The 21,537-nt window shown below is 69.8% G+C and carries 27 protein-coding genes; 11 read left to right on the plus strand and 16 right to left on the minus strand.

Translation table 11 applies throughout. From position 1 onward, the window contains the following. The first annotated feature begins 4 nt into the window (after positions 1 to 4). Positions 5 to 895 (plus strand): 4-hydroxy-tetrahydrodipicolinate synthase, encoded by an 891-nt coding sequence (gene dapA / locus QH290_RS07515; protein ID WP_280382348.1) that lies wholly within the window; start codon positions 5 to 7, stop codon positions 893 to 895. A 23-nt stretch (positions 896 to 918) separates the two neighbouring features. On the opposite strand, the gene QH290_RS07520 is transcribed toward dapA, so the two are convergent. Both QH290_RS07520 and QH290_RS07525 read right to left on the minus strand, forming a co-directional pair. Further along, a complete protein-coding gene (locus QH290_RS07520; RefSeq protein WP_280269609.1) occupies positions 919 to 1,113 on the minus strand; it encodes a hypothetical protein in 195 nt (64 codons plus the stop codon). Positions 1,114 to 1,184: 71 nt separating this feature from the next. Further along, positions 1,185 to 1,418 carry a BldC family transcriptional regulator gene (locus tag QH290_RS07525; RefSeq protein WP_280269608.1) on the minus strand — a complete coding sequence of 78 codons (234 nt, stop codon included), beginning with the start codon at positions 1,416 to 1,418 and terminating at the stop codon, positions 1,185 to 1,187. Positions 1,419 to 1,655: 237 nt separating this feature from the next. Between QH290_RS07525 and QH290_RS07530 the strand changes: the two genes are divergently transcribed. The 4 genes from QH290_RS07530 to QH290_RS07545 all read left to right on the plus strand — a co-directional run bounded on the left by QH290_RS07530 (position 1,656) and on the right by QH290_RS07545 (position 3,430). Next, the gene (locus tag QH290_RS07530) at positions 1,656 to 1,994 is read left to right on the plus strand and encodes a DUF4229 domain-containing protein (protein ID WP_280382349.1); all 339 of its coding nucleotides are present in this window, start codon (positions 1,656 to 1,658) and stop codon (positions 1,992 to 1,994) included. Between the two features lie 153 nt (positions 1,995 to 2,147). Further along, entirely contained in the window at positions 2,148 to 2,369 is a 222-nt protein-coding gene (locus QH290_RS07535) for a helix-turn-helix domain-containing protein (RefSeq protein WP_068027854.1), read from the plus strand. Beyond that, positions 2,369 to 2,977: a Clp protease N-terminal domain-containing protein gene (locus tag QH290_RS07540; RefSeq protein WP_280382350.1), complete on the plus strand. Its 609-nt coding sequence runs from the start codon at positions 2,369 to 2,371 to the stop codon at positions 2,975 to 2,977. The genes QH290_RS07535 and QH290_RS07540 overlap by 1 nt, the downstream gene beginning before the upstream one ends. A 69-nt stretch (positions 2,978 to 3,046) precedes the next feature. After that, positions 3,047 to 3,430: a phage holin family protein gene (locus QH290_RS07545; RefSeq protein ID WP_280382351.1), complete on the plus strand. Its 384-nt coding sequence runs from the start codon at positions 3,047 to 3,049 to the stop codon at positions 3,428 to 3,430. Here QH290_RS07545 and QH290_RS07550 read toward each other — a convergent pair. Further along, positions 3,427 to 4,296 (minus strand): 1,4-dihydroxy-2-naphthoate polyprenyltransferase, encoded by an 870-nt coding sequence (locus tag QH290_RS07550; RefSeq protein WP_280269604.1) that lies wholly within the window; start codon positions 4,294 to 4,296, stop codon positions 3,427 to 3,429. The genes QH290_RS07545 and QH290_RS07550 overlap by 4 nt on opposite strands. Before the next feature lie 223 nt (positions 4,297 to 4,519). On the opposite strand from QH290_RS07550, the gene QH290_RS07555 reads away from it, so the two are divergent. Next, complete coding sequence (locus QH290_RS07555) at positions 4,520 to 7,957, plus strand: AfsR/SARP family transcriptional regulator (protein WP_280382352.1); 3,438 nt, start codon at positions 4,520 to 4,522, stop codon at positions 7,955 to 7,957. A 53-nt stretch (positions 7,958 to 8,010) separates the two neighbouring features. Here the strand turns inward: QH290_RS07555 and QH290_RS07560 are convergent, their stop codons facing one another. The 8 genes from QH290_RS07560 to QH290_RS07595 all read right to left on the minus strand — a co-directional run bounded on the left by QH290_RS07560 (position 8,011) and on the right by QH290_RS07595 (position 14,782). Then, the gene (locus QH290_RS07560) at positions 8,011 to 8,853 is read right to left on the minus strand and encodes an ABC transporter permease (RefSeq protein ID WP_280264853.1); all 843 of its coding nucleotides are present in this window, start codon (positions 8,851 to 8,853) and stop codon (positions 8,011 to 8,013) included. Further along, positions 8,850 to 9,851 carry an ATP-binding cassette domain-containing protein gene (locus QH290_RS07565; protein WP_280382353.1) on the minus strand — a complete coding sequence of 334 codons (1,002 nt, stop codon included), beginning with the start codon at positions 9,849 to 9,851 and terminating at the stop codon, positions 8,850 to 8,852. Before QH290_RS07565 ends, QH290_RS07560 begins: the two co-directional genes overlap by 4 nt. Positions 9,852 to 10,057: 206 nt before the next feature. Further along, positions 10,058 to 11,191 carry an o-succinylbenzoate--CoA ligase gene (menE, locus tag QH290_RS07570; RefSeq protein ID WP_280264855.1) on the minus strand — a complete coding sequence of 378 codons (1,134 nt, stop codon included), beginning with the start codon at positions 11,189 to 11,191 and terminating at the stop codon, positions 10,058 to 10,060. A gap of 102 nt (positions 11,192 to 11,293) precedes the next feature. Then, complete coding sequence (locus QH290_RS07575) at positions 11,294 to 11,638, minus strand: DUF3349 domain-containing protein (protein ID WP_280264851.1); 345 nt, start codon at positions 11,636 to 11,638, stop codon at positions 11,294 to 11,296. A 19-nt stretch (positions 11,639 to 11,657) separates the two neighbouring features. Further along, complete coding sequence (locus QH290_RS07580; RefSeq protein ID WP_280264850.1) at positions 11,658 to 11,948, minus strand: hypothetical protein; 291 nt, start codon at positions 11,946 to 11,948, stop codon at positions 11,658 to 11,660. Beyond that, a complete protein-coding gene (locus QH290_RS07585) occupies positions 11,948 to 13,291 on the minus strand; it encodes an inorganic phosphate transporter (protein WP_280382354.1) in 1,344 nt (447 codons plus the stop codon). The genes QH290_RS07580 and QH290_RS07585 overlap by 1 nt, the downstream gene beginning before the upstream one ends. Positions 13,292 to 13,403: 112 nt before the next feature. Next, positions 13,404 to 13,799 carry a VOC family protein gene (locus QH290_RS07590; RefSeq protein ID WP_280264848.1) on the minus strand — a complete coding sequence of 132 codons (396 nt, stop codon included), beginning with the start codon at positions 13,797 to 13,799 and terminating at the stop codon, positions 13,404 to 13,406. Between the two features lie 80 nt (positions 13,800 to 13,879). Continuing rightward, positions 13,880 to 14,782 (minus strand): 1,4-dihydroxy-2-naphthoyl-CoA synthase, encoded by a 903-nt coding sequence (locus tag QH290_RS07595; protein WP_280264847.1) that lies wholly within the window; start codon positions 14,780 to 14,782, stop codon positions 13,880 to 13,882. A 108-nt stretch (positions 14,783 to 14,890) separates the two neighbouring features. Between QH290_RS07595 and QH290_RS07600 the strand changes: the two genes are divergently transcribed. Together QH290_RS07600 and QH290_RS07605 are read left to right on the plus strand one after the other, a co-directional pair. Further along, positions 14,891 to 15,547, plus strand: a complete 657-nt coding sequence (locus QH290_RS07600; protein ID WP_280264846.1) for a PaaI family thioesterase — start codon at positions 14,891 to 14,893, stop codon at positions 15,545 to 15,547. An 85-nt stretch (positions 15,548 to 15,632) separates the two neighbouring features. Next, on the plus strand, positions 15,633 to 16,079 hold the full coding sequence (locus QH290_RS07605) for a DUF6918 family protein (RefSeq protein ID WP_280264845.1): 447 nt from the start codon (positions 15,633 to 15,635) through the stop codon (positions 16,077 to 16,079). A gap of 87 nt (positions 16,080 to 16,166) precedes the next feature. Here the strand turns inward: QH290_RS07605 and QH290_RS07610 are convergent, their stop codons facing one another. After that, positions 16,167 to 16,994 carry a siderophore-interacting protein gene (locus tag QH290_RS07610; protein WP_280382355.1) on the minus strand — a complete coding sequence of 276 codons (828 nt, stop codon included), beginning with the start codon at positions 16,992 to 16,994 and terminating at the stop codon, positions 16,167 to 16,169. Between the two features lie 89 nt (positions 16,995 to 17,083). Here QH290_RS07610 and menD point away from each other — a divergent pair, with 89 nt between their 5' ends. Next, positions 17,084 to 18,709 (plus strand): 2-succinyl-5-enolpyruvyl-6-hydroxy-3-cyclohexene-1-carboxylic-acid synthase, encoded by a 1,626-nt coding sequence (gene menD / locus QH290_RS07615; RefSeq protein ID WP_280264843.1) that lies wholly within the window; start codon positions 17,084 to 17,086, stop codon positions 18,707 to 18,709. A 12-nt stretch (positions 18,710 to 18,721) separates the two neighbouring features. Here menD and QH290_RS07620 read toward each other — a convergent pair whose 3' ends face one another. Beyond that, positions 18,722 to 18,949, minus strand: a complete 228-nt coding sequence (locus QH290_RS07620; RefSeq protein ID WP_280382357.1) for a hypothetical protein — start codon at positions 18,947 to 18,949, stop codon at positions 18,722 to 18,724. Between the two features lie 108 nt (positions 18,950 to 19,057). Then, positions 19,058 to 19,291, minus strand: a complete 234-nt coding sequence (locus tag QH290_RS07625) for a hypothetical protein (RefSeq protein ID WP_280264841.1) — start codon at positions 19,289 to 19,291, stop codon at positions 19,058 to 19,060. Between the two features lie 175 nt (positions 19,292 to 19,466). On the opposite strand from QH290_RS07625, the gene QH290_RS07630 reads away from it, so the two are divergent. Beyond that, entirely contained in the window at positions 19,467 to 20,045 is a 579-nt protein-coding gene (locus tag QH290_RS07630) for a TIGR03086 family metal-binding protein (RefSeq protein WP_280382359.1), read from the plus strand. Positions 20,046 to 20,061: 16 nt separating this feature from the next. On the opposite strand, the gene QH290_RS07635 is transcribed toward QH290_RS07630, so the two are convergent. After that, complete coding sequence (locus QH290_RS07635) at positions 20,062 to 20,658, minus strand: TetR/AcrR family transcriptional regulator (RefSeq protein ID WP_280382361.1); 597 nt, start codon at positions 20,656 to 20,658, stop codon at positions 20,062 to 20,064. Between the two features lie 82 nt (positions 20,659 to 20,740). On the opposite strand from QH290_RS07635, the gene QH290_RS07640 reads away from it, so the two are divergent. Continuing rightward, the gene (locus tag QH290_RS07640) at positions 20,741 to 21,157 is read left to right on the plus strand and encodes a nitroreductase/quinone reductase family protein (protein WP_280264838.1); all 417 of its coding nucleotides are present in this window, start codon (positions 20,741 to 20,743) and stop codon (positions 21,155 to 21,157) included. Between the two features lie 25 nt (positions 21,158 to 21,182). Here the strand turns inward: QH290_RS07640 and QH290_RS07645 are convergent. Continuing rightward, positions 21,183 to 21,537: TetR-like C-terminal domain-containing protein (locus QH290_RS07645; protein WP_280382362.1), on the minus strand; the 355-nt coding region annotated here is incomplete at its 5' end.

The raw sequence follows: 21,537 nt of genomic DNA on the forward strand, positions 1-21,537 counted from the left end.
AGGCATGACGCTTTCCGGCCTGTTCGTCCCGCTGATCACGCCGTTCACCGCGACCGGTGAGCTGGCGACCGAGGCCCTGGAACGACTCGCGCACGAGGTGCTCGACGCGGGCGCCGCCGGGCTGGTCGCACTGGGGACGACCGGGGAGCCCGCGACCCTCACCGAGGAGGAACGCCGTCGCGTCGTCGACGTGTGCGCGACCGTCGCCCGGGAGCGGCACGTGCCGCTGGTGGCCGGGACCGGATCGAATTGCACCGCCGCCTCGGTGCATGCGTTCGACGCCTGGGACGGGCGCGTCACCGCCGCCCTGGTGGTGGTCCCGTACTACACGCGGCCGTCCGAGGAGGGCGTGGTCGAGCACTTCCGGCGGCTCGGCGCCGCCAGCCCGGTGCCGCTGCTGATCTACAACATTCCCTATCGCACCGGCCGCCCGCTCGGCGTCGAAACCCTGTGCCGCCTGGCCGAATTGCCCGGAGTCATCGGATTCAAGCATGCGGTCGGCGGCATCGACGCCGCCACCGTCGGATTCATGAGCAGATGCCCCGACGACGTCAGTGTGCTCGGCGGCGATGATCTCTACGCCGCGCCGCTGCTGGCGATGGGGGCCTCGGGGGCGATTCTGGCCAGCGCCAATGTGGTCCCGGCCGCCTATGCCGAGATGACCGCCGCCTGGCGGCACGGCCCGATGGATCGGGCCCGGTGGCTGGGCAATCTGCTGGCGTCGGTATCGGAGGCGTTGTTCGCCGAGCCGAATCCCGTTGTCATGAAGGGTGTTCTGGCCGCACAGGGCCGCATTCCGAGCCCGGCGGTCCGGTTACCGCTGCTGCCCGCCACGGATGCCGCGGTCGATGCCGCGCTCGCCGCGTTGGATCGCAGCTGTGCGGCGACCATCTGATAGGCCGCCTGGTGAAGAGGAGATCAGCGATCGCTGCCGGATTCCCCATCTCGGTGCTTATGGTCGATGCGCCAGAGAAATTCGGGATCGTCGTCCGGGCCGATGACCCTTCGCTGCGTGGGACCGGCACCGAGTCGATGCGAACGCTCCGGCCCGAACGCCTTCCAGCACAGCACCGCGACGGCTACGACCGCGATGAGTGCCAACAGGTACGTCACGTCACTCACCTCCTGTCATCGAGAGTAATCCGTGTCCGTACCTGCGGCACCGCACTCACGCGAAATAGGAGCTAGGAGTGGTTCGCCTCGGTGGTGAGGGACCTCAACAGCTGCATCACCTCGGACTCACGGAAACGACGGTGGCCGCCCGGGGTGCGCAGCGAGCCGAGTCGCCCGGCGTGCGCCCAGCGGGTGACGGTCTTCGGATCTACGTGGAACAGTGCCGCTACCTGGCCGGGGGTCAGGAGGCTCTCCTGGCCGTTGACGGAACCCAACGTGCGGCTCGCCGCGGTGATCGCAGTCATTCGCAAACCTTTCCGTAATCGACAGTTCCCTCATCAGATAGCGACATCGTTGCACTGACACCCCCAGGTACTCGAACGATCTAACGTTGGTAAAGGGGAAGTAATAGACAAATCGGATATGCGTACGGCTTGGCGGCGTGCCCGTGGCCACTATCCAGCGAATATGCCGCTATACCTCTCGATGCGGACGGCGGGCGGGGCGGCGCGGCGATCTCGCCGTCGCTTAGGCTGGTCGGCGTGAGTGATCCCTCCCGACCGGAACCCACCCCGGCCGATCGCGCACAGGGCTCGGCGGGCCGGCGGCTGGTGCGCAACCTGGCGCTGTACACCCTGGCCCGGCTGCTGCTGGTCGCGGTCATCGCGGCGGTCATCGTCGTGCTGGCGCGTTTGCTGGCGGTGGATATCCCGCTGATCGTGGCGCTGCTGTTCGCGTTGATCATCGCCATGCCGCTGTCGCTGGTGCTGTTCAAGCGGCTGCGCGCGCGGGTGAACCAGGACATAGCGGCCGTCGACGAGAAGCGCCGCACCGACAAGGCGCAGCTGCGGGCGCGAATGCGTGGCGACGACCCGCGGTGAATGCGGCGGCCGCACCGGCAGTGTGGTGATCCTGCCGTGTGACGGCGGAGAGCGTTCTGTCACGCAGCTTCTCCAACTTCGCTGGTAGCGAACACTCTTGGCCAGATGTCAATTTTTGTTGACGCGCCTCGAATGTCAACGTAAATTGACGGCATGAGTGAAGCGACAACGCTGGCGGCCGCCGCCGGAAGTCCCGATCCCAAGGTCGGGCTGCGCGCCGTGCTCGCGCTGCGCCGGTTGCTCGAGCGACTGGAGGCGATCCAGGTGGCCAACGCCCGCACCCAGGGCTGGTCCTGGCAGGCCATCGCCGACGCGCTCGAGGTCAGCCGCCAGGCGGTCCACCAGAAGTACAACCGGAGAGGCGGGATCCGCTGATGTTCGAAAGATTCGACAAGGCAGCCAAGTTCGCGGTCGTCGGCGCCCAGGAGGAGGCGCGCGAGTTGCGATCGCCCAGTATCGATGTCGAGCACGTCCTGCTGGGCCTCGCAGCGAGCCCCGACGAGGCCCTGCGGAAGGTGCTGTCCGCCAACGGCCTGACCGCCGAGGGCATCCGAGATGCCCTGTACGACAGGAAATCCGACGCGGACAAGGTGACCGACGCGCCGCTCGGCGAGGAGGACGCCGCCGCGCTGCGCTCCATCGGCATCGATCTCGATGCCGTTCGCGAAAGCCTGCAGGCCACCTTCGGCGAGGATGCGCTCGACCGCGCCGTCCCGGCCGAGGAGCAACCGCGCCGCGGCCGGTTCCGCCTGGGCGGCAGCATGAAGTTCGGGCACATCCCCTTCACCTCGGAGGCCAAGAAGGTGCTGGAACTGTCCCTGCGCGAGGCGATCTCACGCGGCGACGACCGTATCGAGGCCGGGCACGTGCTGCTCGGCGTGCTGCGCGCCCCGAATCGGACGACCCGGGAGCTGCTGGGCGGCGCGGACGCGATGGCGGGATTGCGCCGAGCGGTGCACGACCTGCTCGATCGGGCCGCCTGACGACATACGAGGGCAACCGCGTGGTCGTTGCGCCCGGCCTCCGGGCGCGGCGGCCATTAGCATGTCGCCATGGTCCTCTTGCTACGCCTGATCATCAACGCGGTCGCGATCTGGCTCGCGGCCACCTGGGTCGGCGACATCGAGCTGGTCAGCCCCGACGACCAGGGCACCGGTGCCAAGATCGTGGTGGTGCTGGTCGTGGCGGTGATCTTCGGCCTGATCAACGCCCTGGTGAAGCCGATCGTGAAGCTGCTGTCGCTGCCGTTGGTGATCGTCACCCTGGGCCTGTTTCTGCTGGTGATCAACGCCCTGATGCTCTGGCTCACGGCCAAGATCACCGAGACCACCGACTACGGCCTGCGGGTACACGGATTCTGGGCCGCGATACTCGGCGCCATCATCATCACCCTGGTCAACTGGGTCCTCGGGATTCTGGTGCCCGACAGGGACTAGGGGAGTGCCAGGGCGATCGCGGTGAGGATCGACCACACCAGCATCGCCAGGCCGGTGTCGCGCAGCGACGGAATCAGTCCCGGCCCGTTCTCCCCGCCACGCACGGGGGCGTTGGAGCGCACCGCGAGGGGCAGCGCCAGCAGCCCGGCCAGCGCCCACGGGGAGCGGATCGTCAGCAGCACCGAGGCCGCGAACGGGACCACCAGCAGGACCAGATGCAGTGTGCGGGTGCGGGTGTCGCCGAGGCGCACGGCCAGCGTCGTCTTGCCCGTCACCGAATCTGTCGGGATATCGCGCAGGTTGTTGGTGACCAGCACGGCGCTGGAGAACGCGCCGACCGCCACCGCGCCGACCAGCCCGGCCCAGTCGAGCCGCTGGGCCTGCACGTATTCGGTGCCCAGCACCGCGATCAGGCCGAAGAACACGAACACCGCGATCTCGCCGAAGCCGCTGTAGCCGTACGGCTTGGCGCCGCCGGTGTAGAACCACGCCCCGGCCAGGCAGGCGGCACCGACCAGCAGCAGCCACCACGCCGTGGTGAACACCAGGACCAGGCCGATCGCCGCGGCCACCGTGAGGCTCGCGATCGCCGCGGCGCGCACCGACGCCGGTGTCGCCAGCCCCGAACCGACCAGCCGCAGCGGTCCGACCCGCTCGTCGTCGGTGCCGCGAATGCCGTCGGAGTAGTCGTTGGCGTAGTTGACCCCGACGATCAGCGCCAGCGACACCAGCAGGCTCAGCACCGCCTTCCACCACACCGCCCCGTCCAGCGACGCGGCCGCGCCGGTGCCGACCAGGATCGGCGCGATCGCATTGGGGAGGGTGCGCGGACGGGCGCCTTCGAGCCATTGTGCAGCACTTGCCATGTGCGAAGCCTAATGCGCGAGGCGGACTCGGCAACCGGCCGCAGGTGGGGACGCGCGGTGCCGCTGTGGACCGCCCGGTGGGGTGGACCGGCCGAACTACCGTCGTTAGAATTACGACGATATATCGAAGATCTGGCGAGGGGTGTGAGGGACAATGAAGGTGAGCAATGTCGATTCCGCGCGCCCGAAAATCCCTCGACCGGTCACATACGATTGCGACGGCATGTTTCCTGATCACAACGGTTCCGTAGGCGCCGGGTCGGCGCACACCCGGCCGGGTACGGGCCGGGAGACCGGGCTGCCCGCCGTCGATCAGGTACAGGTGGCACTGCTGGGCGAGATCGCGGTGCGGCGCGAGGGGGAGCTGGCGCCGATTCCCGGCGCGCGAGCGCGGCTGCTGGTCGCGGCGCTGGCCGTACATCCCGGCCGCAGTCGCAGCGCACAGGCGCTGATCGACGACGTCTGGGGTGATCGACCGCCCCGGGCGCCGATGAATGCGCTGCACACCCAGGTGTCGCGATTGCGCTCGGCGCTGCCCGAGGGCGCCCTGGAGATCGGCCCGGCGGGATACCGGCTGGTGCTGCCGGAGGATCGGATCGATCTGACCCTGGCCCGGCGGCTGCATCGCGAGGCCGTGGAACTGTTCGACGGCGGCGATGCGCAGGGCTGTCTCGACCGGATCGCGCGGGCGCGGGCGCTGTGGCGGGGCGAGCCGGGATCGGACCTGCCGCCGGGGCCGGTGGCCGACGAATTGGCCCAGGTGGCGGCGGCCACTGCGGCGGCCCTCGATGCGCTGGAACTCGCCGCCCGGGAGAGCGCGGGGGATATGTCCGGCGCGGTCGGCGTGGCCCGGCGGATCGCGGCGGCCGAACCGCTGGACGAGCCCGCCCACACCACCCTGATGCGGCTGCTCGCCCTCGACGGCCGGGCCACCGAGGCGCTGGATGTGTTCGCGACGTTGCGGGCGCGGCTGGGCGACGAACTCGGTACCGATCCGGGGCCCGCCCTGGTGGCGCTGAATACCGCCATCCTGCGCGGAGATCCGCTGCCCGGAGGCGGGACCGGGCGGGCGCCGCGGTCCGAACGCAATCCCGCACAGCAGGTTTCGACCGCGCAGCACGCGCTACTACCGGAGGACGGCCGGGAATCGGCCGCGCCGCAGGCGCTCTCGGCGATCGGCCTGCGGGCCGCGCCGAACCCGCTGCTGGGCCGCGACGCCGACCTGAACGCGCTCGAACGCCTGGTGCGCAGCTCGCGGGTGACCACGATCCTCGGGCCCGGGGGCACCGGAAAGACAAGGGTGGCCAACGAACTGGGCTCCCGGGTGGCCAGGGATCAGGGGGTGGTGCTGGTGGAGCTGGCCTCCCAGCGCCCCGCCCCGGAGGGATTGGGCGCGACCTGCGCCGAGATCGAGGCGGCGATCGGCACGACGCTCGGAGTCAGCGAATACTCCCGCGACACCAATGTGCTGCGTCCGAACCAGATCGTCGACGGACGCGGTCGGCTGCGGGAGGCGCTGTCGCGGCGGCCGATGCTGCTGATCCTGGACAACTGCGAGCATCTGATCGATGCGGTGGCCGAGGTCGTCGCCGACCTGGTCGGTGCCTGTGACCAGCTGACCGTGCTCACCACCAGCCGGGCGCCGCTGGCGATCACCGCCGAGACCGTGTATCCCCTGCCGCCGCTGGCCATCGCCGCGCACGGCTCGCCCGCGACCGATCTGTTCGCCGCGCGTGCGCGCGCGGTGCGGCCGTCGGTGCGCCTGAATCCCGAGGCGGTGGCGCGGCTGTGCCGCACGCTGGACGGGCTGCCCCTGGCCATCGAGCTGGCGGCGGCGCGGGTGCGCACCATGAGCGTGGAGGAGATCGAGACCAGGCTCGAACATCGGTTCACGTTGCTGCGCAGCGGCGATCGCACGTCGCCGGAGCGGCACCGGACCCTGCACGCGGTGATCGAGTGGAGCTGGAATCTGCTCGACCCCGAACAGCAGGTGGCGCTGCGCCGGCTGTGCCGCTTCCCGGCCGGATTCACCCTGGCCGCAGCGGAATCCGTGGCCGGTGGGACCGACCTGATCGATCCCGCGGGCGCGGTCGAGGGCCTGGTGAGCCAGTCGCTGCTCACCGTCCTCGCCGACGACGGTGCGACACCGACGCGCTACCGAATGCTGGAAACCGTGCGCGAATTCGGCGAGGAACAGCTGGTCGCGGCCGGTGAGGCCGATCTCGTCATGGATCGGATGTGTTGCTGGGCAAGGGAATTCGCACTCGATGCCGCGCAGCGGTATCACGGCGACGAACAGGTCCGGACGGTCCTGTCGGTAGCGGCGGAGATGGACAATCTGCTCGCCGTGCTCCGCTACGCGCTCGATCGCGCCGACCCTGTGACGGCCTACACGGTCTTCCCGGTGCTGGCCACCCTGTGGGTGATGCGTGGCGCGCACCTCGAGCTGACGAACTGGGCGCCCCGGATCCTCGCGGTGCGGCCCGGTGTGGTCCGCACGCAGAGCGAGGCGGACCTGCAACTGCAGACCTGCGTCCTGGTCGGTGCGCATCTGATGTTCATCGATGCCGGGTTGCGCGACTTCGCGATCCTGCGCACCCGCGCCCGGCGGGTGCTGCGCTCGGGGGTGCCACTGACCCCGATGTTCCGATACCTCGGCGAATTGATCTGCCTGCGAACCAGTGTCACCGCGCTGGCCCGCAAGCTGGCGGCGGGCACCCGCGACGCCGACGAGGGCGTGCGGATGATGGCGTACATGCTGCGCGCCAACATGCGCGAGAACAACAGCGACGTCCACGGTTCGACGCAGGACGCGACCCGGGTGCTGAAGCTGGTCGAATCCCACGATGTGTGGGGGACCGCGATGGCCTGCCAGCATCTGGGCCAGATGTCCGCCCAGGCGGCGAACTATTGGGATTCGGCGGGCTACTACCGCCGCGCCGCGGATCAGCTGCAACTGCTGCACAGCTACGAGGAAAGCGTGGAAATCCGTAGCTACCTTGCGGTTTCGCTGGTCGGCTCCGGAATGCCGGAGCAGGCCCGCATCGAACTGGAGCAGGCGCTGGGCATGGTGGACGACGGTACCGACCTCGACGACCCGGGGCCGCGGCCCAACCAGCGCCGCGGCACGGTGGCCGCGGGCCTGGGCGAACTGGAGCTGAGCGAGGGCGATATCGAGCGCGGCCTGCGGCTGTTCCGGCGGTCGCTGGAGTTGTTCTCCTGGCCCAACCAGTCCGCGGCGCCGGGTCCGGGCGACATCATGGTGGCCAGTGCGGTGCTCGACGCGCATCTGCTCCACGGACGGTTGGATCTGGTTCCCGAGCTGCCGCAACAGCTGATCGCGGCCGCGCGGTCGCGGCTGGCCCAGTACGTCGACCTGCCGCAGATCGGCGCGGTCGCCTGTGCGGTCGGCTCGTATCTCGTCGCCACCGCCGCGGCTCCCGAACCGGGGTTGACCCTGCTGGCGCTCTGCCCGAAAGTCGGTGGGCGCCAGGACTTTCCGTCCATGCGCTGGGAACGGCACGTGGAACTGCACCGGCGCGTGGTCGGGGAGGCGGCGATGACGTCCGCGCGGCAGTCGGTGGCCGGGCTGAACCGTCGTCGCGCGGCCGAACGGGTCATGCGGCTGCTGGACGAGCTCTCCGGCGTCCACGACGAATGAGCGTGTACGCCCGGGGCGTTGGCGATAGGGGGGCACGCGCGGTACGGTCGGGCTCACGCCCGGCGCATGTACGCCCGGATGGCCAGCGGTGCGAAGATCGCGATCACGGCGACCGAACCGACCAGGCACCAGACCAGGTTGGCCGAGTAGACGTTGCCGTTCATCAGCTCGCGGCAGGCGTTGACCATGTAGTAGATGGGGTTGACCTTGTTCAATCCCTGCATCCAGCCCGGCATCGTGCTGACCAGGGCGAAGGCCCCGGACATGAACGTCAGCGGGAACATGATCATCATCGAGATGCCCTGCACCGACGCGGCGCTCTTACCGGTGACGCCGACCAGCGCCCAGATCCAGCTGATCGCGAACGAGCAGGCCACGACGACCAGGCCCGCGACCACGACCCCGAGCACACCGCCCGCGGGCCGGTAGCCCAGGATCAGTCCCACCACGATGGTGAGGGTGGTGGCGATGCCGTACCGCACCATATCGGCGATCAGCGCACCGGCCAGGGCCGAAACCCGGGCGATGGGAAGGGATTTGAACCGGTCGAAGACGCCCTTGTCCATATCCTCGCGCAGCTGCGTGCCGGTCACGACCGAGGTGAGCACCACGGTCTGCACCAGGATGCCCGGAATCAGCACCGGCAGGTAGGCCTGCACGCTGCCGCCGATGGCGCCGCCGAAGATGTAGGCGAACAGCGCCGTGAACAGGATCGGCTGAATCGTGACATCGAACAGCTGCTCGGGATTGTGCTTGATCTTCAGGATGCCGCGGTAGGCCATGGTGAACGAGTTCGCCACGGTCTGCCGGAACGAAATGTGGTTGCTGACAGGGGGAATCGCGGCACGTGCCGCGTGTCGCCCAGCCTGTGTGGGGGCGGTCAGAGTGGTGGTCATGCCGCACTCCTTTCGGTGTTGTCGTCGGCGCCGTGGCCGGTGATCGCGAAGAACACCTCGTCCAGGCTCGGCTTGCTGACGGTGATCTCGTCGACCCGGATGTCGTTGTCGCGCAACCGGATCAGCAGGTCGGCGGTGATGCCGGGATCGTCCAGCGGGGCGGTGATGCGCCGCGCCTCGGGGCTGACGCTCGCCTCGACGAGCCGTCCGGCCGCGCTGGACAGGAATTCGCCGATGAGCGTGCGTCCCTGCTCGATCAGCTCCGGATCGGCCAGCGTGACCTGTAGCGCCGACAGCCCGACCGAGGCCTTGAGCTGGTCGGAGGTGCCGTCGGCGATGACCTTGCCGCGGTCGATGACCGCGATCCGATCGGCCAGCTGGTCGGCCTCGTCCAGGTACTGGGTGGTCAGCAGTACGGTCGCACCCTCGCGGACCAGCCGCCGGATGGTTTCCCACATCTGCGCGCGGGTGCGCGGGTCCAGGCCGGTGGTCGGCTCGTCGAGGAACAGCAGCGGCGGGGTCGCGATCAGGCTGGCGGCCAGATCGAGCCGGCGCCGCATGCCGCCGGAGAAGTTCTCCAGTGCCTTGTCGGCGGCCTCGGTCAGCCCGAATTCCTCGAGCAGTTCGGCCGACTTGCGCTTGGCCTCGGACCTGCTCAGGCCGAGCAGGCGGGAGAAGATCACCAGATTCTCGGTGGCGCTCAGCTTTTCGTCCACCGAGGCGTACTGGCCGGTGACGCCGATCAGGGACCGGACCGCGGTCGGCTCGGCCACCACGTCGTGGCCGAAGATTCGGGCGCTGCCCCCGTCCGGGCGCAGCAGGGTCGCGAGCATGCGGATGGTGGTGGTCTTACCGGCTCCGTTGGGACCCAGCACGCCGTAGACGGCGCCCTGCGGCACCGCCAGGCTCACGCCGTCGACGGCTCGCTGCTCCTCGAAGACCTTGACCAGCCCCTCCGCCTCGATCGCGAGAGCATCAGCAGGTGCATAAGAAGTCATGCCACCCACTGTGACCCCCCGATCTTGCACGCCCCTTGCACCGCTGTTGCACGCCCCCGCCCCACTGTGCTCTGGTGGTGTGGCTGCCATCTGGGTATTTCTGGTGGTGTGGCTGCCATCTGGGCATTTCTGGTGGTGTGGCTGCCACCTCGGCATTTTCGGCGGTGTGGCTGCCTTACATATTTCCGGCGTGTTTTTGGCCGGAATCAGTGGGGGGAGGCCGAGAGTAAATGTTCGCGGAGTTGGGCTCGGTCGGGCTTGCCGGGGCCGCGCATGGGGAGTTCGTCCAGTACGGCGAGTTCGCGGGGGGCGGCGATCGCGTCCAGCTCGCCCGCGACGTGGTCGCGCAGGTCGTCGAGGGTGGGGACGGATCCGGTGGTCGGCACCACCGCCGCCGCGACGCGCTGGCCGAGGCGCTCGTCCGGCAGGCCCAGCACGACCACCTCGGCGACCGCGGGGTGGGTGGCGAGCACGGCCTCCACCACCTGCGGGATCACCAGCAGCCCGCCGGTCATGATGGCCTCGTCGAGGCGGCCCTGAATGGCGAGCACGCCGTCGTCGTACACCCCGGCATCCTCGGTGCGGAACCAGCCGGGCTCGGCGAAGGCGGGATGATCGGGCAGCCCGCGGTAACCCTTGGCCAGCATGGCGCCGCCGAGCAACACCCGGCCGTCCTCGATGCGGACCCGGGCGCCGGTCAGCGGCACGCCCTCGTAGACACATCCGCCGCAGGTCTCGCTCATGCCATAGGTGCGCACCACCGTGATCCCGGCCGCACGAGCACGGTCCAGCACGGGTTTCGGGGTCGGCGCGCCGCCGATCAGCACCGCGTCCAGCGACGCCAGGGCCGCCGCGCCGGCGGGTTCGTCCAGCGCCTTGATCAGCTGCGTCGGCACCAGCGAGGTGTAGCGCCGCGCACCCGTCATACCCGCGATGGCGGTCGCCAGCCCGCCCGGCAGGAAACCGCCGGAGACGTCCAGCACCACCGGTTCGGTCTCGGCCTGGATGCTGCGCAACAGCACCTGCAGCCCGGCGATGTGATGGGTGGGCAGCGCCAGCAACCACTGCCCGGGGCCGCCGAGCCGCTCGTGCGTCGCGTCACCGCTGGCCCGCAGGGCGGCCGCGGTGAGCATCGCGCCCTTGGGCACACCCGTGGTTCCGGAGGTCGTGACCACCAGCGCCACGTCGTCCTCGATCGGCTCGCCGGGACGCAGGGCGCTCGACAGCCGGTGCGTCTCCCGGCGGTCACCGGCGGGTATCGGCAGCCATGCTGGACCGTTGCCCGCCAAGGCTTCTCGCAGATGCGGAAGGACATCCCCCACCGCGGCTCCGGTGGGCATGGGAAGGGTCCGCAGGGTGCTGCTCACGTTCGCGATCGTGTCATGTCATGGTCGGCGACCCACGAACGGGTCCGCGCTTCCTTCGCTGGGGTAGGGAGGGAATCAATCCGACGTCGGTGTCGCCAGCGGCCAGCCACCGGCTGCCAGCCGGGAGGCCACACGAGCGATATCGTCCTCGCCCGGCTGCTCCTTGGCAACTCGGGCGATCGCGTCCTCGATCTCGTGCCGGGCGATCTCGTCGTCTCCCGCGCGCTCGCGCACCAGTTCCTCGACGATGAGGTGGACCTCGTAATCGGTGAGGCGACGGTGCAGCACCGCCAGCAGCGCGACGTAGTCCGACTGCGGAATGCCCTGGGGATACCCGGCCTTCAGCCAGCCGAGTACCTTGCCCAGCACCGACCTCTCGGCCTCGGTCCGATCGGTCGACGGTTGCGGTTCAGTGGTCACGGGGATGTCCTTCCGGCGGTCAGCCCTGCCCGAACAGATGGATGCCGAGACGGGCGGCGAGGAATGCCTTGGCGACGTACAGCACCCCCGTGACGACCGCGGCCAGTACCACCGCGTAGCAGATCGCGGCGGCGGCCGTGGCCGCTCGGCGGCGGGTCGCGGACAGCGTGGCACCGGCGGCGCTGCCGGATGTACTGCGGGACTGGAATCGTACGCCGAGGGCGAATATCGCGGGCAGGCCCGCGCCGAAGATCAGGGCCGCCAGGGTGACCTGCCACAGCTCCTCCGCCACCGTCAGCACCGTCTGCATCACGCCCTCCTCGCCGATTCGCGCTGCGCCGCCGCGTCTTCGGGCGCACCGCGGCCGTCGGACGAGCTACCCCGCCGTGCGCCGCCGTCGGGCGGTTCGGTCGATGTCGTGCCGTGTGCGGGTGCCGTCGTCTCGTCGGATGGCGCGGCCGGTGCCGTGCTGCTGGACGGGGACGTGGCTTCGGCTCCATCGGGCGCGCCGGGTGGTGGCGACCACTCGTCGTTGACGTTGGCCGCGTGCACCGGTGCCCGGCGCGACCGCAGCCACATGACCCCCGCCAGCACCACCAGGATCCCGAAAACGACCAGCACACCGGGCAATCCGCCGATGCCGTGCGCCAGCGCCCAGCAGATCGCCCCGGCCAGCCCGGCCAGCGGCAGGGTGAACACCCAGGCCACCACCATCCGCCCGAGCACCGGCCAGCGCACCTCGGCGCCCGGCCGCCCGAGTCCCGTGCCGAGAATCGCGCCGGTCACCGTCTGCGTCGTCGACAGCGGCAGGCCGAAGTGGGCGGAGGTGAGAATGATCGCGGCACTGGTGGATTCGGCGGCCAGGCCCTGCGGGGGAGTGATGTCCACCAGGCCCTTGCCGAGCGTGCGGATGATGCGCCAGCCGCCGAGCGAGGTCCCGGCCGCGATGGCCACCGCGCACGACACGATCACCCACAGCGGCAGCGGATCCGACGGCGTGAGCGAGCCGTAGGCGATGAGCGCCAGGAAGATGATCCCCATCGTCTTCTGCGCGTCGTTGGTGCCGTGCGCCAGCGACACCAGCGAGGCCGAACCGACCTGGCCCCACCGGAATCCACGGGTGACCACCCGCTCGTCGCTGCCGCGGGTGATGCGGTAGACCAGCCAGGTCGCGATCGCCGCGACCAGCGCAGCCACCACCGGGGCCAGCACCGCGGGCAGCACGATCTTGCTGACCACGCCCTGCTTACCCGCCGACCAGATGACGCCGCTCCAGCCCAGCGCCGCGATGGTGGCGCCGATGAGGCCGCCGAACAGCGCGTGCGAGGAACTCGACGGCAGGCCGAAAAGCCAGGTCAGCAGGTTCCACAGGATGCCGCCGACCAGCCCGGCGAAGACTATTTCCAGCAGGTCGGGACCGCCGACCTCGTTCAGCCGGACGATGCCCTCGGCCACCGTGGCCGCGACCTCGACGCTGAGGAAGGCACCGATGAGATTCAGCCCGCCCGACAGCAGGACCGCCGTGCGGGGCCGCAGCGCACCGGTGGCGATCGACGTGGCCATCGCGTTGGCGGTGTCGTGGAAGCCGTTGGTGAAGTCGAAGGCCAGTGCAGTGACGACGACGATGAGCAGAACCAGTAGTTCGGCGGTCACGCCTCCAGTGTGCGTTATCGATCCGTTAATGCGCTTGCCAGGCCGCCGTCGGAGTTGCTACTGCCGGATGGTAAGGCGGCTCGCGTTGCGGGGAATTCGCTTGTCGCGCGGATCAGTCCCGCGGCGGCCGGGTGTCGCGGCGGATCGGGTGCTCCGGCGGCACCTCCACGAGCACGATCGGCACGTCGTCGGGGTCGCGTACCCACATCTCGATCAAACCCCACGGCTCCCGCACCGGCGCGCGATCGATGACGATGTCGCGCCGCGCGAGTTCGGCCGCGGTCTCCTCCGCGTCGCGCACCTGCAGCCAGAGCGCGCCCGCGAAGCCGGTAGGAGCGTCGGCGGCGCGGCCGTGCGCGGCCACCTCGATCAGCGACTGCCCGGCGAAGAACACCGTGCCGCCCGGGTATTCCCGCGCGATCGCCAGCCCCAGCCCGTCCCGATAGAACGCCAGTGTTCGCTCGTAATTCGCCGGTCGCAAAATGACCCGACTGCTGAGAATATCCACGGATCGAGCCTAGATGCCACCACGCTCGTTCCGGCGTGCGCCGAGATGGCCCGATGTTTCCGGCGTGCTTTTTGCCGGAATCAGAAGTACCACGGATACGGCGACCAGTCCGGCTTGCGCTTCTCCAGGAACGCGTCGCGCCCCTCGACCGCCTCGTCGGTCATGTATCCCAGCCGGGTGGCCTCGCCCGCGAACAGTTGCTGGCCGACCAGCCCGTCGTCGGTGAGGTTGAACGCGTACTTCAGCATCCGCTGCGCCTGCGGCGACTTGCCGAGGATGTCGGCGGTCCACTCCAGCGCCTCGTCCTCGAGCCGGTCGTGGTCGACGACGGCGTTGACCGCGCCCATGTGATGCATCTGCTCGGCCGTGTAGGGACGCCCGAGGAAGAAGATCTCGCGAGCGAACTTCTGGCCCACCATCTTCGCCAGGTACGCACTGCCGTACCCGGCGTCGAAGCTGCCCACGTCGGCATCGGTCTGCTTGAACCGGGCGTGCTCGCGGCTGGCCAGCGTGAGATCGCACACCACGTGCAGGCTGTGCCCGCCGCCCGCGGCCCAGCCGTTCACCAGGGCGATGACCACCTTCGGCATGAACCGGATCAGGCGCTGCACCTCGAGGATGTGCAGCCGCCCGGCGCGGGCCTTGTCCACCGTGTCGGCCGTCTCGCCGCTGGCGTACTGGTAGCCGCTGCGGCCGCGGATGCGCTGATCCCCGCCGGAGCAGAAGGCCCAGCCGCCGTCCTTGGGGCTGGGGCCGTTTCCGGTGAGCAGCACCGCGCCGACGTCCGGGGTCATCCGTGCGTGATCGAGCGCGCGGTACAGCTCGTCGACGGTGTGCGGCCGAAAGGCGTTGCGCACCTCCGGCCGGTCGAACGCCACGCGCACGGTGCCCTGCTCGACATGCCGGTGGTAGGTGATATCGGTCAGGTCTTCGAACCCGGCGACGGGCTCCCACAGCTTCGGATTGAACGTCACGAGAGCCATCTTGGCAGGGGTCGTTCCCCGGTGGTTTCCCGCAGCGGGGTGTGCGGTGTGCGTCTCCTACCGGCGAGTTCGGTTGGACGGTGTAAGAACGCGGGTTACCGTGCAGGTATGAGTGAGCGGGTGGAACCGGTTATAGACCGGAGCGCGGTCGACGATGATCGCTACGAGAAGCACGGCGGCTTTCCCAAGATCGCCGAGGCGCAGCCCGGGCCGAATTTCGGGGCGTTCGTCGAGGCCATGCGCACGCTGCAGGATCTGGCGGTCTCGGTCGACTGCACCGACGAGGAGTACGGGCAGGCGCTGGCGCGGGCGCGCCAGCTGATCGACTTCCTGGAGCCGTACCGGGCGCCGGAACTGCAGGGCCCGGCCGGGCGGGTCACCACGCTGCCCGGGCGCGGCAGCCTGCTCATGCCGCCGTGGCGGGTGATCGAGGCCGGGCCCACCGGCGTCCGGATGCGCGGGCAGTTCCGGCGGTTCCATCTCGGCGGCAACAATGCCGTGCACGGCGGCGTGTTGCCGCTGTTGTTCGACGACCTGTTCGGCTCGCTGGTGCACTACGCCGGGCGCCCGATCAGCCGCACCGCGTTCCTGCATGTGAACTACCGAAAGGTCACTCCGCTGGAGACGCCGCTCCAGGTCGAGGGCACCGTGGACCGCATCGAGGGCCGCAAGACCTTCGTCACCGCCCGGCTGCTGGATGAATCTGAAACATTGCTGGCCGATTGTGAAGGGCTCATGGTGCAGTTGCTGCCGTGGCAGCCGTAGCGGGTCGGACCCGTGTGTCAGGTTCGTCCGATGCGTATAGTTGCGTGCGCTCGCTCATCGAAAAACTATCCGGAGGAACCTGAAAGTGGTTGCAGCACTGTCTGAATCCCTGCTCGATGACGCCAAGCGTCCGGCCTTCATCGCCGATGCCCAGGAGGTTCTGGAAGCGGAGGTGTCGGACAAGGGTGGCGCGTCCGGCCTGGCCGTGAAGGGTGCGTACGCGGCGGCGAAGAAGGTCAGCCCGACCATCGTGTCGGATGCGCTGGAGTCGTTCGCGCCGAAGTTCGTCGAGCAGCTCGAGCCGTACTGGGCCGATTACCAGGCCTCGGGTAACGGCCGGTTCGCCGACCTGCTGGTCAGCAAGCAGGACGAGGTTGCCGAGGCCCTGCTCTCGGTGACCGACGCCCGGGCCGAGAGCTCCTCGCGCCCGGCCCTGAAGAAGGCGTACTCCGCGGTGCGCTCCTCGGCGAAAAAGCACGTGACCGAGGCACTTCCGCGAGTCGGCGACCTGGTCCAGCGTCACGCCGGATAATCGGCCGCGATTCGTCACGGCGGGTTGTGGACTCGTGACCCCGTCGTTCGGCACGAACGGCGGGGCGGCCACAGACCGCGTCGCGGATTACATCTCGCCCGCGGCCTTGCCGATGCGCCAGTAGCCGGTGAAGGTGATGTCCGCCTTGGGAACTCCGCGCTCGTTGGCCAGGTGCCGGCGCACGCCGGCGGCCAGCTTCTGCTCGCCCGCCACGAAGGCGTAGACGCCGGTGCCGGGCAGTTCCGCGGCCCGCACGGCCGCGAGGGCGGGCCCGCCGATCTCCGTGGTCGGATCGGTGCGCAGCAGCCAATGCACCTGCACGCCTTCGGGTTCGCCCAGTTCCTGCTCGTCGTCGGGGTGGGTGATCTCGAGGTACGCCGCCCCCTGCTGATCCCGCGGCGCCGACCGCAGCACGCCCGCGATGGCGGGTAGCGCCGTTTCGTCGCCGACCAGCAGCGACCACGAACTGTATTGCGGCGCTTGGTACATGATGCCCTCGTCGAGCAGGCCCACCTGACCGCCGACCGCCACGCTGCTCGCCCACTCGCAGGCGGGCGTGTCCTCGCCGTGCATGGCGAAGTCGATATCCAGCTCGGCGGTGTCGCCGAACCCTCCCTGTCCGGCCGGGCGGAACTCGCGCACGGTGTAGTTGCGCACCACCGGACGCTGTTCCTTGCTCATCATCAGATACTGCGCGTACCAGAGGCTGCTGGAAGCTGTCGGCAGGCGCAGGCCGTCCCGGTTCGGCAGGAACAGCCGGAACCACTGGTCGAATCCCATCGGGACGAACCCGTTCAGGCCCGCGCCGCCCAGGGTGACGCGGACGAAGTTCGGGCTGATCCGCTTGCTCGCGACGACCTCGGCGGTGAGGATTTCCCGTTCCTCGGGCTTGAGGTGTTTGGTGCGCTTGGCCATGTTGGTTAGGTTAGCAAAACCTAACTTCAAGGCATAGGTGTGAGCGGGTCGACTCTCCACGGCGGCACACTGTCTGAGAGGCTGGGGGTGTGAATCCTTCGACAGCACAGGCGCAGGTCGTCGTGGACGAACTGGCGCGCGGGGGTGTGCAGGATGTCGTGCTGTGTCCCGGTTCGCGAAATGCGCCGCTGGCCTTCGCCTTACAGGCCGCCGACGCCGCCGGTCGGCTGCGGCTGCACATGCGCATCGACGAGCGCACGGCGGGATTCCTGGCGATCGGCCTGGCCGTGTCCAGCGGCCGCCCGGTGCCGGTGGTGATGACCTCGGGAACGGCCGTGGCGAACCTCGGGCCCGCCGTGCTGGAGGCCAACTACGCCCGCCAGCCGCTGATCGTGCTGAGCGCGAACCGGCCCTACGAGATGCTGGGCAGCGGCGCCAACCAGACCGTCGAGCAGTTCGGCCTGTTCGGCAGCCAGGTCCGCGCCGCGATCAGCCTGGGGCTGGCCGAGGCCGAGGACGACTACCGGCGCCAGAACAGCGTGTGGCGCGCGGCGGTGTGCCGGGTGCTGGCCGCGGCGCGCGGCACCCGGTCCGGAAATGCGGGGCCGGTGCATTTCGACATCCCGCTGCGGGAGCCGCTGGTGCCCGACGCCCTGCCCGACGAGGCATTCCCGGGCGGGCGCGCCGACCGGAAGCCCTGGACCGCAACGCAGTACGCGACGCTGGACGTGCCGCTGGAGATCGACCTGACGCCCGACACGGTGGTCGTCTCGGGCCACGGCGCGGGGCATCGGCCCGAGCTGGCGCAGCTGCCGACGGTCGCCGAACCCACCGCGCCCATGCACGGCCCCGCGCTGCACCCGATGGCGCTGTCGCTGCTGAAGCCGCGCCAGGCCATCATCACCGGGCGGCCCACCCTGCACCGGCAGGTGTCGAAGGTGCTCGCCGATCCCGACGTGACGGTCTACGCGCTGACCACCGGCCCGCGCTGGCCCGACGTCTCCGGCAATGTGGTCGGCACCGGGACGCGTGCCATCACCAGCGGTGCCCCGCGCCGCGAGTGGGTCGAATACTGCGCCGAGATGAACGCGAAGGCCTGCCAGGTGGTGCGGTCCGAGCTGGCCAACCACCCCAAGCCGACGGGCCTGCACGTCGCGGCCGTGGTCATGGACGCGCTGCGGGACGGCGATCAGCTACTGCTGGGCGCATCGAATCCGGTGCGCGACGCCGCGCTGGTGTCGCATCCGCGCCCGGGCGTGAAGGTGCTGTCCAACCGCGGCGTGGCCGGTATCGACGGCACCGTGTCCACCGCGGTGGGCGCCGCGCTGAGCCATCCGGGGCGGACGGTGGCACTGATCGGCGACCTCACCTTCCTGCACGACGCGTCCGGCCTGCTGCTGGGCCCCGGCGAGCCGCGCCCGGCCGATCTGACCATCGTCGTCGCCAACGACGACGGCGGCGGCATCTTCGAACTCCTGGAACAGGGCGACCCGCAGTATGCGGGGGTGTTCGAGCGGGTGTTCGGGACGCCGCACGGAATGGATCTCGCGGCGCTGTGCGCGGCCTACCGCATCCCGCATCGGCAGGTGAATCCCGACGAGCTGGCCGTCGAGCTCACCGGCCATGCGCACGGCATCCGGGTGCTCGAGGTGGCGACCGAGCGCTCCAGCCTGCGTGAGCTGCACGCTATGGTGCGCGCGGGAATAGACGGATAACGCGGGGCGCCGTCAGTAGGCGGCGTCCTCGGCACCGTTCTCGTAGTCGTCGTCGATCGGAACCGGGATGGACTGGTCGATCACGTCGGCCTCGGTGGCTTCCCGTTCGGCCGTGCCGACCGGCGTCTCGGTCTCGGTGTCGTCATCCTCGGCACCCGGGTACGCGGGGACCGTCTGCTCCATGTAATCGGCCTCCGGAACCGTGTCGATGGCGTCGGGATCGATAATGCGATCGGTCATCGGATGCTCCTTTCGCTGGGCGGGCCGATATGCCGGGCCGTGTGGTCGGCACCATCGAGAATGCGCCGACCGGCCGGACCTGGCAACCTTTCGGCCATTTGTCCTCGGTCACTCGCCGGGACGCGGCCCGCCGTCGGCCGGATACTCGACCAGCGCCAGCGTGCGCCCGGCCATGAACCGCGCGGTCCGCACGGCCGTGCCGGAGCGTGTGATCTCACTGACCTCCACGACGCCCCGCGCGATGCGGACCTCGACGCGGCGCCCGGCCCGGGTCGCGGTCACCTCGTACTGACGCGATCCGTTGCCGGTATCGACCACGATTTCCACTCGATCGCCCTTCATCCTCCAATTCTCCTCGCTACCAGCGTTTTTCGCAGCTAACGAGTGGGTTGCGACGCGCGGGTGTGCGTGCAGCCGCAAGGCCGCGCGGCACCGGAGCGATGAATTCCGGTGGCGCGCCCCGTCTCATCGATCGAGTGCCCGCACAGCGGGATGTCATGCCGAGCAGGAGGCGATCATGACCGATTCGGTGTTCGATCTGGAGGCGGCCGCGACGGGACTGGAGGCGGTGGTCGCCGGTATAGCCGATGATCGGCTGGCCGCTCCGACGCCGTCCGATGTCACTGTGCGCGAGCTGCTGGTTCACGTGATCGACCTCACCGAGGCGTTCCGGCAGGCGGCCACCAAGGAGTCGGTCGGCCGCTCGGTGGCGCCGGAGACCGGGCCGCATCGATCGCTGCCCGACGACTGGCGCACCCGGATCCCCGCGCAGCTGAAGACCTTGGTGGCCGCATGGCGCGAGCCGGGTGCCCGGGAGGGGAACACCGAAGCGGGCGGGGTGGAAATGCCCGCCGCCGCGATGGCTGTGGTCGCGCTCGACGAACTGGTCATCCACGGCTGGGATCTCGCCCGCGCCACCGGTCAGGCGTACGTGCCCGCCGAGAAGGATCTGACGGTGCTTATGGAGTGGCTGCGCGATACGCCACCCGACGGAACCCCCGGCCTGTTCGGCCCGACCGTGGCCGTGGGCGACGATTCGCCGCTCTGGGACCGCGTACTCGGCCTGACCGGCCGAGATCCATCATGGGTCGCCTGAATCCACGCGCAGGTCCTCACCCGGCGTTCATCGGTGTTGCGGCTGTGAGCAGTGAATCCTTCAGCCGTGCAGCGGTTTCCGCGGTGAGCGGCGTACGGGCGACGGCCAGCCGGTACCAGAGGACGCCGTATGCCTGGTCGACCAGCAGCTCGAGGTCGGCCTCGGTGCGCAGCTCGCCGCGGCCGCGGGCGCGGTTCAGGATGCGGTGCAAGACCTCCCGGCGGTCGCGGGCGAACTCCTCGAGCAATTCCGTTGTCGCCGGATCGGTTTGGGCCTCGGCGAGCACGGCCCGCAGGAGCGCCGCGGCCGGTGGCGCGGCCGCCGCGGTGAAGGTGGCTGTCAGGAAGGCCGTCAGGTCCTCGCGCAGCGTGCCGGTATCGCGGTCGGGGGCGCTGCTGCGCGCCCAGTCCGTCATCGCCTCCAGCAGGACCGCCCCCTTCGACGGCCACCACCGATAGATCGTCTGCTTGCTGACACCGGCCGCGGCCGCGATCTCGGCGATCGTCACCGCGGGGCCGCCCGCGCGGGCCAGCAATTCGGTGGCGGCGGTCAGGATCGCCCGGCGGGCGGCGTCGTTGCGGCGGCGGCCGGTATGCGCGCGGGTGTTCGGCATCCGACCAGACTAGCTCTTGACGGAACTGGCGGTACCTACAAGACTTGTCGAGACCATTGGTACCCATAAGAGTGGTGACACTATGAACTCGACAATCGCCAAGCGGCGCCGCGTGACCTGGTACCACCGGCGTATCGCCAACCCCCTGATGCGCCGCCTCGTCGGCCATCTGCCCGGCCAGGCCCTGCTGGAAACCGTCGGCAGGCGCACCGGCCGGGCGCGCCGCACTCCCGTCGGCGGCCGGGTTGTCGACGGCTCGTTCTGGATGGTCAGCGATCACGGCCGCGCCTCGGATTATGTCCGCAATATCGACGCGAATCCCCGTGTGCGCCTGCAGATTCGCTCGCGCTGGTATTCCGGCACCGCGCATCCGCTGCCCGAGGACGATGCGCGTGCGCGGCTGCGCAGCCTCCCGAGGTTCAACAGCTGGAACGTCCGCATGCTCGGCACCGACCTGCTCACCATCCGCATAGATCTGGATCGTCCGGCGGGCGGATGACCGCCGCGGTGGGGGCATCGGCGGGTCACGGCCCGGCTGTCTCGGGCGCGAACAACCCGGCGCGGGCCGCGAGAACGGCGGCGTCGGCGGCCGCGGTGGCGGCGCCGTCGTCGATGGGATCGCCGCTGGCCAGGAGCCGATAGTAGAGCGGGGCGGAGACGGCGGAAAGGACTGTGCGAGAGTCGGTTCCGGCGGGCAGCTCACCTCGCTCGATGGCGGCGTGAATGCACGGTGACCACTCGGTGAGCCGGGTGTCGTAGAAGCGGTGCAGGGCCGCGGCGGGCGCGGCGGGGGGGGGGGGCGGCGCGGCAAGGGGTTTTTTCAACGGGCCCCGGGGGGGGGGGGGGGGGGGGGAGGCCCCCCCGCGGGGGGTTGGGGGG

The organism is Nocardia wallacei, from assembly GCF_029869545.1.
Lineage (GTDB): Bacteria > Actinomycetota > Actinomycetes > Mycobacteriales > Mycobacteriaceae > Nocardia > Nocardia wallacei_A.